Genomic DNA, 12,828 nt, shown 5'->3' on the forward strand with positions numbered 1-12,828 from the left:
TTGCATATAATAAGCACATCTTACTACAGGAGGCTGATGTCAAATGATGAACCTATCGATTGTTTGTCCTATTCATTTATCTCGGCCTATACGGAACGCCCTCTAACCATTTAGTATTAGAGACGCGCCGCGGGACCGAGTGGGTCCTTGCGGTTTTTTTGTGCCTTCCGCAGGGGAATCCCTGCGGTTTTTTTGTTGTTTCGAAAGTCCAATAAAACGATTAAAGAGGAGCATCCGATTTGAAAAATACCGATACCTTGCAGCACCACCAACAACATCTAGCCTACGGCTGGAATACCGATTGGAACAATAAAATGGAGCAAATGCCGGCAAGCGCGCGACAGCTGGTACCCGCGCGCGTGATCGCCCAGCATTCCCATTCTTATCAAATCATGACGCCGGACGGCGAGCACACCGCTACCGTTACCGGTAAATACGAATTTAATGCGGCGCTGAAAAGCGATTTCCCCGCCGTTGGCGACTGGGTCATGGCCGAAAAGCTGCCGGGCGAGACACGCTCGGTTATCCATATCCTTCTGCCGCGCCAAAGCGCAATGATCCGCAAAGCAGCCGGAAGTACGGTGGATGATCAGGTCGTTGGAGCGAATATGGATTATTTGTTTATTACAAACGCACTAAACCAGGATTTTAACGTCCGCAAAATGGAACGTTACCTGATTGCCGCATGGGAAAGCGGCGCTTCACCGGTTATTCTGCTGACCAAAGCCGATCTATGCGACGATCCCGAGTTTTTCGCCGCACAGATGGAAAGCGCCGCCCCAGGCGTACCGGTTCACTTGATTAGCGCCTTGCAAAACCAAGGCAAGGAACAGCTTCTCCCTTATTTGCAGCCGGGCAAAACCATTGCCGTCACAGGCTCGTCCGGTGTAGGCAAGTCTACTCTCCTGAACTGGCTCGCTGATGAAAACATCATGGAGACTCAGGGTATCCGTGAAACCGATGCTCGAGGCCGCCATACAACAACGCACCGGGAGCTGTTCCTTTTGCCAAGCGGAGCGCTTGTCATGGATACACCTGGCATGCGCGAGCTTCAGCTGTGGGATGCGCATGATGGATTGGAACAGGCTTTCTCCGATATTGAAGCTCTGGCTGCCGGATGCCGTTACCGGGATTGCCGTCATGAGTCAGACCCTGGCTGCGCGGTACTGCAAGCGATTGAAGACGGAACGCTCGAAGCGAAACGACTTCACAATTACAGGAAGACTGCCAAAGAGCTCTCCCATCTTGCGCGCAAAGAAAACAGCCTTGCCAAAAAAGCAAAAAAAGCAGCCGGTTCCTCCTCCCGCAAGAACGATCGCAGGACAAATGCCGGCGAATGGGACTACGATTAACTTACCGCTCTTCCCTATAGCTTTATCAGCTGAAAATAGATTGCACGGAATGCAGTCTATCAGCCATTTTGGTGGGAAGCCGACGCGGTATAATGCACAGAATGCAGGATATTGTGCCCGACTGAACCAATGACGGCTATTTTTCTCGAATATGCTGCATTCCGTGCAGGATATTTCGGATAACAGAGCAGATTCGCGCCATTATCGTGCATTTCGTGCAAGGTATTTGAACTTGAACGAAAAGTCCAGATAAGTGACTAAAAACATTAAAAGGGCTGCCAAACGAATGGCAGCCCTTTAACCTGTCTCTTATAAAGATGATTGATTCGTATGGGGAAGGATGGAAGAAATGTATCTCCTGGAGGAGCGTTAGCGTTCGCCTTTGTAATCGTGAAATATCGCATAGGCGAGTTGATTCTAAAATTCACGATTACAACAGCGGCCGGAAGGAGATACATTTCTGTAAGACTGACCCTAATACGAATCAATCATCTGAGCCGTCATCATAGCCTTCGCCGCCAACCCCGTCTGATCAATTAGCTCGATCTCGAGCTTGGTCGATTTGCGGCTCATTTCGAGTGCGCGGGGAACAATTTTAATTTGGCTGTCGATCTGGACCGGCTTAACGAAGAAGGCGGTCATTCCGTCAATAAGATAGTCCCGCTTGCCTGCGTCGCGAATCATCTGACGTCCGGCCAAGGTCATCAAGGTGACCAGTATCCCTTCGGACACCATGCCAAGAGATCCGGACATCTGAGGCGTTATGGCTCCTTTGTAAAGCGGAACGCCATCCACTTCCTCCGCTTCAAAGCCGGACCAGATCAGATCGTCGAAGGTCTCTCCGATCTCCTGCTGCTTGCCGGCAAAACGGAGAGCGTCCAGAAGCTGCTGGCGGGTTACGACCCCAAGCAGCTTTCGGTGACGATCAACTATCGGCAGCAGGTCAATCCCTTCCGCCGCCATCGTATGCGCCGCTGAAGTCACCGCAATATTAGGCGCTGCCGTGATCGGATGACGGGTCATCAGCTTGTCGATAGGACTATCATCCGATGAACCGGTTGCATCCTTTGAGGTCATCATGCCAACAACCCTGCCCCGGTCATCGATAACCGGGAACCGGTAATTGCCGGTCTCGCGGCTCAGCTTGTGAAAGTCGAGCAGCGTATTGCCGGACCGCAGCACATCTGCCGGTCTGCTGAACGTCATCAGATCTTCAATAAGCATAATCTTGCGTTTGATCAACCGGTCATACATCGCCCGGTTAATCATCGAAGCTACGGTAAACGTATCATGCCGGGACGAAATAATCGGAAGGCCGTTCTCGTTGGCCAGCGCCTTCACTTCCTCGCTTGGCTCGAATCCGCCCGTAATCAGAACGCCAGCTCCCTGTTCCAGGGCACAGCGATGCGCGCCACCCCGGTTGCCTACAATAAGCAGGCTGCCTTCATCGATGTAGCGTAGCATCGCATCCAGCTCCATTGCGCCGATAACAAATTTGTGCAGCGACTTATCCAGGCCCGAAGTACCGCCGAATATATGCCCTTCGACGATCTCCGCCACTTCCCCGAAGGTCAGCTGGTCCAGCGCCTCGCGCCTTCTCCGGTCAATGCGGACCGTCCCGATTCTTTCCTTCGTGCTTACAAGGCCGGAAGCCTCCGCTTCCTTAATCGCTTTATAAGCGGTTCCTTCGCTAACGCCAAGCGCTTTGGCGATTGCCCTTACCGAAATTTTCTCGCCAATATCGAGCGTCTCTATGTATTGCAGAATTTGTTCGCGTTTCGTGCTTGTATCCATTCCGGAAACGGATGCCACCGGCACCGCCCTCCCCCAATTAAACCTTCGTTCGTTTCATTCCATTATACCAGTCGATAGAGACGGCTGCGACCTTTAGTCCTGCATCGACGTCTTCACCGTCTGCCCCGGTACAACGATATTTGTCGAATACCTGCTGGAGGGACTGCACCGTAAATGCTTCTTGCGTTCCTTTAAATATAAAGGAGTACCAATCATAATTGATAGGAACGGGATACTTCTGCTTCAGAATCGGATAATTCTCAATGACGACGGATTGAGGAGGGATTTCCGGATATTGGCTGGAAAACAAAAAGGAACCCTTCTCGCTAAACGGCCTTGCGATCGTCTCCGACTGCAGGCTCATCTGATATTCCACCTGCTGCGTGCGGGGATTCACCCTGCAATTAAAGCTGCCGTGCGCACTCGCCGATTTATTGGTCTTATGTAGAATGCGGTACGTGAACTGCACATGAAACCGCATATGCTGATAGTAAGCTTGTACGTTTCGAAAAAACTCAAACTCATCAACCATAAGCGTTGCTCCTTGTTAAAAAGTTCCTATTCAGGAAATGATGTTAATAGGTAGAACCTTTTTACACAATTATAATAAAAAGCATAACCTTTGGTCAATGACTATAGGCACTATTTTTAATAAGGACTATAAGACGTTGTTGCCGGGATAGGAAAGTTCTATCTTAAGGCTGAGGTGACGAATGTGAACGAAATCAGCCGAAATATCGGTGAGAATATACGGGCAATACGCAAACAAAAGGGCTTCAGCCAAGAGCAGCTGGCTCTGCGGGCGGAAATCAACGGCTCCTATATGGGGCAGGTGGAACGCGGCGAGAAGAGTCCAACGGTCGATGTATTAAGCAAAATTGCCCACGCTCTCCAATGTCCGCTTGAGCAGCTGGTCCATATGCCCGGGACACCTCACGAGGACAGCACCTATGCGGAGAAAATCGCTTCTCAGCTTCAGGGTTTATCCGTCAAGGAACAAGAAGCTGTCTACAAATTCGTCAAGCAGCTTGTTCAGTTCAAAGATATCGATTAACACGCTTTTGCGGCTTCGCCACCCTAATAGAGGCGCAGCAAATGAAAAAGCCCCCTTACGGGGGCACGGGCTTTGCGTCTATACCTTAACCTCTTGCACTTCGGTTCGAACCCCTGTCCACCGCCTGCTGCAGCCTGCGCTCCCAGGTATTTCTCTTCATCCGCTTGATGCGGTCCAGTTCCTTCTTCTTCTGCTCGTTCATCCAGAGTAGCGCATTTAAGTGAGCGGCAATGACGAGCAGCGCAAACAACGTCCACACTACCCCGAATATCGTCACAGCATTCCATGGACCCGTAAGATCCAGTTTTGGCACCCCGTAGAACAGCATCGCCAAAGCAACTGCCAGATAAATAATATGCCGGGCTTTTCCCCTCATTCATCTCAACTCCCGCTTCCTTAGCTTTTGCTTGTCCGCACCACTATCCTATGAAGACAAACCGCCGGATATGACCGCATCACTAATTTCTTTGGCCAATCACCAAGGGATAGATGTCCTCATATGATGAAGTAATTCGTGTAAAACACCTATGGGCCTTTATCCGCTTTTCGTCATCCTCCTGCTTGGAAGGAGATTTACACAATGCAAAAATCGAAAGTAGCCGTTCAGCTTATCAGCTCCGGCATGCTTCCGGAAGATACGATTATGCTCGGTGAAGCCTACTTGAAGCAATGGCATATTTCTCACAGCGTATCGATCGTATTGCGGTTCGGAACATTCAAGAAGACGGTGAAGGTAATTCCGGTACCGAAGTACGACGGAATGCGCATGAACCAATCGCTCGCCAGACAGATGGGCATTCTTAGCAGCACCGCTCTTCGCCTGAGCTACGATTCCTCGTCTTCCACGCTTAGGCTTGGGCCTCTGATCGGCGTTCTGATTAGCCGTGATTATCCGAGTACGCCCGACAAACCGTTCGGCACGATCACGATGTTCTGCAAGGAATTGATCGACGGCTGCGCGAATCAGGGAGCGCATGTTTACTTCTTTACTCCGAACCATATCTCGGGAAGCAGCGACAAGCAAATCGAAGGCTGGACCTTTGCGAACGGTTGGAAACGGGCTAAGCTTCCGCTGCCGGATGTCGTGAACAACCGCCTGACGTCTCGCAAGCTGGAAAGCCGTTCTTCAGTACAGCAGTTTTTCAAAGAGATAAAGAATACTCATCATGTCAGCGTGTTTAACGAAAAGTTCCTGGACAAAATGGAAGTCTTCGATGCGCTGAAAAAAGACGAAAGTGTCCGCCGCTACCTGCCGGAATCCCACTTTCTCCGCAACTATACAACGCTGAAATCGATGTGCTCCCGTTACGGCAATGTATTCCTCAAGCCTTCCAAAGGCAGTCTCGGCAAAGGCATTATCCGAGTGACAAGGCTAGAGGGAGACAGCTATCAAGCGCATTTTACAACCGGCACAGGTACAAGACGGCAGGTATACCCAAACCTTGTGAAGCTGTTCTCGAACATTTCAACCAAGATGAAAACCATTAAATATCAAGCCCAGCAAGGACTGAGCCTCATCGAGATCCAGAAGCGGCCGGTCGACTTCCGTGCCGTGGTTCAGAAGAACGCAACAGGCAAATGGACGCTGACTTCGGTGGTGGCGCGTACCGCGAGCAGCCAGCATTTTGTCTCCAATCTCGCACGCGGCGGAACGCTCAGCACCGTGAGCGAAGCTGTCGCGCGTTCCAATATTTTTGCCGGCAAGGAAGGGGCCTCCAAACGCCTTCGAACAGCCGCTCTAACGATTGCCGAAGGAATCGATAAGCATATTCCGGCACATTTCGGCGAGCTGGGAATCGATTTGGCGCTGGATACCAGCGGCCGCGTATGGCTGCTGGAGGTTAACTCCAAGCCTTCGAAGAGCGACAACACGCCTCTCAATCAGGAAAATGACAACAAAATCCGTCCATCGGTCCGAAATGTCATTCAATACTCCCGCTTCCTGTCGGGATTCTAACCGGAGGGCCTTATGAAGGCTGCGCTTGTGAGAGTAGGACTGTATGTCGCCTTTATAGACGGCGGCGCAGAACCGGAGAGTCATACATCAGGCAAAGCAAGCAGCATTAAGCTGCCGGAGCCGGCATTCGCGCAAATGCTCAGCGAAGCGGCCGGTCGTCTCGCCATTGACCTGTATGTCTTCTCCCCCGCCGAATACGAGGAGAAAACCGGACAGCTGACTGCCTTCCGGCTTCGCCATGGCAGTTGGGTGAAGGAACCCTGCCCGCTCCCGGATATCCTCTACGACCGCTGTTTCTATCGAACGGCTGAAGAGCGCATGCTCTGCAAAGCGGTGCTTGCTGCCATCCGGGAACAAAAGCCCGTGACGACGTTAAACGGAAGCCTTCCCGGCAAATGGGAGGTATACAGTACGCTTCGCCAGGACTCTCTTCTGGCTCCGCTTCTTCCTTCCACAACCAGGCTCGACCGCCCGGACACTCTCCTGCGTCTCCTAAAGAGTAATGGCGAGGAGCTGTTCCTTAAACCATCGGCGGGCATGCAAGGCAAAGGGGCTATTCATCTGAAGCAATTCCCTTTGACCCGCGAATGGATTGCCGCCGGGCGAACCGGAAGCAATCTCCCGTTCCGGCATCGCTTCAAACACTATTCTTCGTTGTCGATATGGATCAGCAGATTTATGGGGAATGCGTCTTATATCGCACAGCCATATCTGCAGCTGACAGATCCGGACGGCAATCCGTTTGACCTTCGTGTACTTGTGCAGAAAAACGGCAAGGGACGCTGGGGCGTAACCGGCGCTGCCGTCCGTGCCGGAAGTTCCGGAACCGTCACTTCCAATCTGCATGGCGGGGGCACGGCAAGCCCGCCATCCCATTATCTGTCCCGTCTGTTTGGCGAAGCAAAAGCTGAACGGATTATGAATAAAATAATAGATGCCAGCCTGCAGGCAGCAGAGAAGCTGGAAAACAACTACGGACGATTAGCCGAGCTGGGTATTGATTTCGGAATCGAACCGGACGGACGGATATGGCTGCTGGAGGTTAATTCCAGGCCGGGACGTTCCTCCTTCCGGCAGTCCGGCGACAACCAGGCAGAGCGGCGGTCCGTTGAACTGCCGCTCCGATATGCCCGCCTGCTTACGCAGCGGCTTAACAAACCTTTGATCATAAACGACTCCGCAACAGGTCAGATCCAGGACTGTCAGGTAGACAGAGGGATCCGGTCTGATAACGTTCAGGAGGTTCACCCATGAGCTTGACAACTTGTAACGTCCATTTCTCTCAACAATCGGATAAAGTCATTTATTTATCCAACACGCTTCTCAAGGAGCTGAAGCTGTCCGGCAAAAAAACCGTTCACCTGAAGCTTGGCAAAGAAGTGATAACAACAGCCGTCAGGCCTGTCAGGCGCCAAGGCAATCATCTTTATTTGTCCGCCGGGGTCAGGCAATACATCCGGGTACCCAAAACCGGCAGCATCTTCGTCCACAAAAACGGCGAAAACGAGGTGCAGATCGGACCGCTCATCGGTGTATTGAGCGATTCGGGCTATACCCAATCTGACGGCCAGCCCTTTGGCATGAGAACAAACTTTATCAAGCAGATTATCCGGTCCGGCGACCGTAAAGCTTTCCTATTCGGTTTTACCCCTCAGGATATCAACTGGCAGCAGGAGACGGTACTCGGCTACTTCCTCAACTCGCAAGGCGGTTGGTACCGCAAAACCGTTCCGCTTCCCGATGTCATCTATAACCGGCTCCGGAGCCGCAAAGCGGAGACGTCCAATTATATCGGGTCTCTCCGCGAAAGGCTGCTTCGCAAGAAGATTCCTTTCTTCAACTGGGGCTTCTTTAACAAATCGGATGTGTATAAGCTGCTGGATAACGATCCGGAGGCTCTTCAGCATCTGCCGGAATCCGTATCCGCTCCGACAAGCGAGAAGCTGAAGCAGCTTTTAGAGAAGCATCATTTCGTCTATTTCAAACCAACGGCAGGCAGTCTAGGCGTCGGCATCTACCGGCTTACCTACCATCCGAAGCGCGGCTACTTCGCCCGCTACCGGAAGAACGGAAAAAACGTCCTGCTGCGCTTCTCTTCCTTCAACAGCCTGTATAAGATGCTGCAAGCGCGTCACGGTGCAACTCTGAGCAGCTATGTCGCGCAGCAGGGCATCAGGCTGGTGGAGATTGACGGCTGCCCTCTCGACTTCCGCTTCCACATGCACAAGAACGGCAAGAATGAATGGGTACCGGCAGGCATAGGAGCGAAAAAAGCCGGCAAAGGCAGCGTAACGACCCATGTAAAAAACGGCGGTTCGCTCATGACGCCGGAGCAGGCGCTGAACCGCGCATTCGGAGCAAAGGGCAAAGAGATCTTGGAGAATGCGAAGAAGGTCTCCATCAAAATGGCTGAGGCGATTGAGCGTAATTATCCGCACCGGCTTGGCGAGCTGGGCCTCGATATCGGCATCGATAAAGATAACGATATCTGGATGTTCGAAGCCAATGCAAAGCCGGGACGCTCCATCTTCAAGCACCCTTCCCTAGAAGCGGAAGGCCGTGCATCCGTAGAATGCATCGTCGATCATTGCTTGTACCTCAGCAAGTTTCAAGGAGGGAACAGCTAATGGAACTAAGAGCATCGAAGAAAGAAGAGGTGTATGACCGGCCGGCTGGACGCCTGGTACTCGCCATACTGACGATTGAGAATGACGAACAGTTTTTCCGGGGTAACCGGAATAACTTCGCAGACATTATCAAAACGGGTCAAGAAAAAGGATTTCTTGTCTATGTGCTGACCGTCAAAAACCTGGTCCTGAACCGTTCCAGCCTGCGGGGATTTGTCTATATTGAACAGAAGGATACATGGCAGCAGCGTTTGCTGCCTTTCCCGGATATTATCTATAACCGGATTCCGCAGCGCGAGGATGAAATGCTGCCTGCCGTACGGAACAAAATTGCCGCTTGCATGCGGGATCCGCGTATCAAATTGTTCAACCCTTCCTTCTTCAACAAATGGTATTTGTTCGAATGGCTGCGCGGCAGCAAGTCGACCAAACCGTTTATCCCGGCAACCCGCAAGCTGTTAACGGCGGCAAGGCTGGAGAGAATGCTGCAGAAGCATCCGTTCCTGTACCTAAAGCCGGAGAGCGGCAAAGCCGGAAAAGGCATTATGACGGTCAAGGTGCAGCCCGACAAACCGCTTCCGTATCTGCTTAAGGTGCAGGAGAACAAAAAAAGCTCTACCTTCAGCTGCGCGGATTTTCAAAAGCTGTGGAACCGCATCAAGAAAGAATGCGGCAGCGAGCCTTATATCGCTCAGCAAGGCATTCAGCTGGCTTCCTTTAATGACCGCCAATTTGATCTCAGGGCTCTCGTGCAAAAAAACGAACGCGGCAAATGGGATTTGACCGGCATTGGCGCAAGGGTAGCCGGCTCCTCCAGCATTACGACCCATGTCCCGAGAGGCGGCTCCATCGAAGATCCCGAGAAGTTGCTGAAAAGCTCCTTCAACGCCGATCAGGCAAGAAGGATTCTGATTAAAGCCAAGCAAACCTCGATTATGATCGCCAGACAGATTGAAAAAGGCTCCGGCTTTATGCTTGGCGAAATGTCAATGGATCTAGGCATTGATAGTCAAGGCCATATCTGGTTCTTCGAAGCCAACTCGAAGCCGATGAAGTTTGACGAGCCGCATATCCGGCAGAAGTCGCTAGAACGGATTTTCCAATACAGCACCTATCTGGCCAGAATGAGAAACGAACGAGTAAGGCAGGAGGCGACGAGATAGATGGAACTGCAGCTGCTTACCCCCGAACAATGGGCGAAGGAACGCAAGAGACTAATTGATTTTGCCGTCCGTTTCGGGGAGAAGCGGCTGACGGTTGCAGCCATCCATTCCCTTCGTCGCCTGCCTCCCGAGCTGCTCTCGCAGAAGGAAAGCGAGACCGTTATTGCACTCGCGCGGTTTGGCAGCCGGATAGTAGGACTTGGCTATGCGGAGGAAGCAGGCGAAAAATGCTGCATCATCGTAACCCATCCCGAGGCTCGTGGCCTTGGGATCGGGTACGCGGTGATGGAAGCCATTATGAAGAAGCTGGGGAAATTGACCTGTCAGGTTGCGCTCGACAACGTGCCAAGCCTGACTCTCTTCTTCCGCCTTGGCATGAAGGCGGTCTCCATGTCTACCGGACCTACCGGCAAGCCAACGCTGCGTTTCGAGTGGTCACAAGAGGAGATTATGCCGCCGACCTCCCCTTCTGAGCAGCAAAAGTAAGCAGTATTCCAAACGATTCCGACAATAAAAAAACCATGCGGATACTCATCCACATGGTTGTTGGAACCATTAATCATTTCGAGCTTAGCTTCACGTTATTTGCCGTTGCCCAGCTGCCGACAGGATTTACTTCATATTGAACGCCAGCCCCAAGCTTGCCGTTATTCTGAAGCTCAAATACGCCAACGGCGCCTTTACGGGTCTGTACTTTGTATTGCGCTGTCAAGGTAGTCCCGTCAGAGCCTTTAAGCTCAATGGAACGGTAAGCAAACAGCTCGTCGCCGGGATCTGCCGTCAGCGTTACGTTCAGCGTTGTATCATTTACCTTATCAACAGCTCCGATCTCAAGCGGCTCGATGCTTTGCGCGGTAAACGTACTGTTCTTCACGGCGAACCAATCGGAAGTGACCGTATATTTCACGCCTGGCTGCAAAGTCTTACCCGCCGGCAGACGGAATTTAGGCTCTTGCTTACCGTCGGTCGATTGCGTAAAGCCAACATAGTTGACCGCCGTCTGCTCTCCGGACTCGGATGTGAGGACAGCTTGTCTTGTTGCAAGCGACGAAATGACTTGCATCTGCTGGCCGTCAAGCTTATTGTTCTCATCCAATACTACGGCATCCGCACCGCGGCCGCCGGCATAAGCGGAAATAAGATAACCGTAATCAATAACGCCGCCCGAACGGAACGACTCAACTTCAAAGGTATCGGAAGTAACCTGGCGTACATTTTGAAGCTGAATCATCTCATTGCTTGCCGCAACCGTAAAGTCCTGCTTGCCTTTATAATTCAAGGAATACGTTGTACCCGGCTTCATCGTCTGCACGGGAATAATATAAGTTGCGATAGCTCCGGTCTTCAGGCGAGGCTGGTTAACCAGCTTAATGCCGTCGCTAAAGGTGAAATTGGCATTGGCTTGATCCGTTGTTTCGTCCAGAGCGGTAAGAGGAGCCGTGAAGGTGACCTCGAATGTGATTTTATTAAGAGCCTTGACGGATACAATCTCCGCATTGGAAGAACGAATCGCTTGTTCCGACAGGACGAGTAGCTTCGCCGCATCGCCCCGGTTCAATTGCTTGCCGTCAATCTTCATGCCCGACATCCAGTATTGGACCGATTTCGTATCCCGCTGCAGGGCTTTGGCAACATACTGGGCAGCATCCGTGCTGGATGCCGGCTGATTAGGCTGGAAGCCTTGTGCGCTTTCGATTAGGCCGGCAGCTACAGCCGCGTCTACATAAGGGGTATACCATTTATTATTAGCTGCCTTGGAATCCGAAGGTGTCTCCAGATCAAGCGCAAGCACAATCATCTTGATAAGCTCGGCATTGGTGATTTTCTTCTCCGCGCGCATCGTTCCGTCTTCATAGCCCTGAAGCACCTTTTGGCTGACGAGCTGCTGGATCACTTGTTCTACCGATTGGTCAAAATAAGCCGAAGCGCTAGCGACCGGACCTGCGGACGCCGCTTTTGCCTGGACGGGCAGTAGCGCCCCTCCTCCGATTAATACCGTTAAAGCCGCGATAGCCGCTTTTTGCTGAATCTTCTTCATTACTCATCTTTCCTTTCCCGTTTAAAGTGATTGCCTGTTCCTGAATCTATCTTAGGCCGCCGCTCTAAATTCGCTGAAAAGAAAGTGTAAACAAACTATAAACTGTTCGATAACTTTTTACAAAACAGCGTTAGACCGTAAAGCGGTACCCCGCTCCCCACACGGTCTCGATAAACTGGGGATTGGACGGATCGGCCTCCAGCTTCTCCCGAATTCTCGAGATATGAACGGTCACCGTCGCGATATCGCCATTCGAATCCAGTCCCCAAATCTTCTCGAACAGCTGATCCTTGCTGAATACCCGATTCGGATTCGTCGCCATAAAGACGAGAACTTCAAATTCCTTCGCCGTAAGAAATACCTCCTGCTCATGCACAAATACGCGATGGGAGGATGGGTTAATCGTCAGCTCGCGGATGCGCAGGCTGTCATCGGGACTAATCTTCTGCCCGCTCTTGAACCGTTCGTACCGTGCCAGATGGGCCTTGGCCCTTGCCACCAGCTCGTTGGGACTAAATGGCTTAGTCACGAAATCATCCGCGCCAAAGCCAAAGCCGCGGATCTTATCCAGTTCTTCGTTTTTGGCGGACACAATAAGAATCGGCACATCCAGCCGCTCCCGGATCGTCTTGCAAATCTCGAACCCGCTCATGCCCGGAAGCTGAATATCCAGTATGATCAAATCGTAATCTCCGCTTAATGCCTGCTTGAGTCCGTCCTGCCCGTCATGGCAAATCTCCGCCTCATACCCGTGCAGCGCAAAATAGTCCTTCTGCAGCTCCGCGATATAGGGATCGTCTTCCACAATTAATATGCGCGTCATGCCTTCACCGCCTTGTTATC

The 12,828-nt window shown here is 51.8% G+C and carries 12 protein-coding genes; 7 read left to right on the forward strand and 5 right to left on the reverse strand.

The window, feature by feature from the left end; all coding sequences use genetic code 11:
• Positions 1-239: 239 nt before the first annotated feature.
• Complete coding sequence (gene rsgA / locus PJDR2_RS22590) at positions 240-1,352, forward strand: ribosome small subunit-dependent GTPase A (RefSeq protein ID WP_015846047.1); 1,113 nt, start codon at positions 240-242, stop codon at positions 1,350-1,352.
• 474 nt (positions 1,353-1,826) lie between these two features.
• Here rsgA and PJDR2_RS22595 read toward each other — a convergent pair whose 3' ends face one another.
• Entirely contained in the window at positions 1,827-3,164 is a 1,338-nt protein-coding gene (locus tag PJDR2_RS22595; protein WP_015846048.1) for a DRTGG domain-containing protein, read from the reverse strand.
• 19 nt (positions 3,165-3,183) lie between these two features.
• Positions 3,184-3,678: a hypothetical protein gene (locus PJDR2_RS22600; protein ID WP_015846049.1), complete on the reverse strand. Its 495-nt coding sequence runs from the start codon at positions 3,676-3,678 to the stop codon at positions 3,184-3,186.
• A gap of 183 nt (positions 3,679-3,861) precedes the next feature.
• Here PJDR2_RS22600 and PJDR2_RS22605 point away from each other — a divergent pair, with 183 nt between their 5' ends.
• Positions 3,862-4,200, forward strand: a complete 339-nt coding sequence (locus tag PJDR2_RS22605) for a helix-turn-helix domain-containing protein (protein WP_015846050.1) — start codon at positions 3,862-3,864, stop codon at positions 4,198-4,200.
• Positions 4,201-4,285: 85 nt separating this feature from the next.
• Here PJDR2_RS22605 and PJDR2_RS22610 read toward each other — a convergent pair whose 3' ends face one another.
• Entirely contained in the window at positions 4,286-4,576 is a 291-nt protein-coding gene (locus PJDR2_RS22610) for a hypothetical protein (protein WP_015846051.1), read from the reverse strand.
• 204 nt (positions 4,577-4,780) lie between these two features.
• Here PJDR2_RS22610 and PJDR2_RS22615 point away from each other — a divergent pair, with 204 nt between their 5' ends.
• The 5 genes from PJDR2_RS22615 to PJDR2_RS22635 are packed head-to-tail and all read left to right on the forward strand — an operon-like array spanning position 4,781 to position 10,433.
• Positions 4,781-6,157, forward strand: a complete 1,377-nt coding sequence (locus tag PJDR2_RS22615; protein ID WP_015846052.1) for a YheC/YheD family protein — start codon at positions 4,781-4,783, stop codon at positions 6,155-6,157.
• Between the two features lie 12 nt (positions 6,158-6,169).
• Complete coding sequence (locus PJDR2_RS22620; protein ID WP_015846053.1) at positions 6,170-7,411, forward strand: YheC/YheD family protein; 1,242 nt, start codon at positions 6,170-6,172, stop codon at positions 7,409-7,411.
• Positions 7,408-8,784, forward strand: coding sequence for a YheC/YheD family protein (locus tag PJDR2_RS22625; RefSeq protein WP_015846054.1), 1,377 nt, complete (start codon positions 7,408-7,410; stop codon positions 8,782-8,784). The genes PJDR2_RS22620 and PJDR2_RS22625 overlap by 4 nt, the downstream gene beginning before the upstream one ends.
• On the forward strand, positions 8,784-9,947 hold the full coding sequence (locus tag PJDR2_RS22630) for a YheC/YheD family protein (RefSeq protein ID WP_015846055.1): 1,164 nt from the start codon (positions 8,784-8,786) through the stop codon (positions 9,945-9,947). Before PJDR2_RS22625 ends, PJDR2_RS22630 begins: the two co-directional genes overlap by 1 nt.
• Positions 9,948-10,433 (forward strand): GNAT family N-acetyltransferase, encoded by a 486-nt coding sequence (locus PJDR2_RS22635; RefSeq protein ID WP_015846056.1) that lies wholly within the window; start codon positions 9,948-9,950, stop codon positions 10,431-10,433. It begins immediately after the preceding gene.
• A 73-nt stretch (positions 10,434-10,506) separates the two neighbouring features.
• Here PJDR2_RS22635 and PJDR2_RS22640 read toward each other — a convergent pair whose 3' ends face one another.
• The gene (locus PJDR2_RS22640) at positions 10,507-11,985 is read right to left on the reverse strand and encodes an S-layer homology domain-containing protein (RefSeq protein WP_015846057.1); all 1,479 of its coding nucleotides are present in this window, start codon (positions 11,983-11,985) and stop codon (positions 10,507-10,509) included.
• Between the two features lie 130 nt (positions 11,986-12,115).
• On the reverse strand, positions 12,116-12,808 hold the full coding sequence (locus PJDR2_RS22645; RefSeq protein WP_015846058.1) for a response regulator transcription factor: 693 nt from the start codon (positions 12,806-12,808) through the stop codon (positions 12,116-12,118).
• Positions 12,809-12,828 lie beyond the last annotated feature (20 nt).

It is taken from the genome of Paenibacillus sp. JDR-2 (assembly GCF_000023585.1).
In the GTDB taxonomy this organism is placed as follows: Bacteria; Bacillota; Bacilli; order Paenibacillales; family Paenibacillaceae; genus Pristimantibacillus.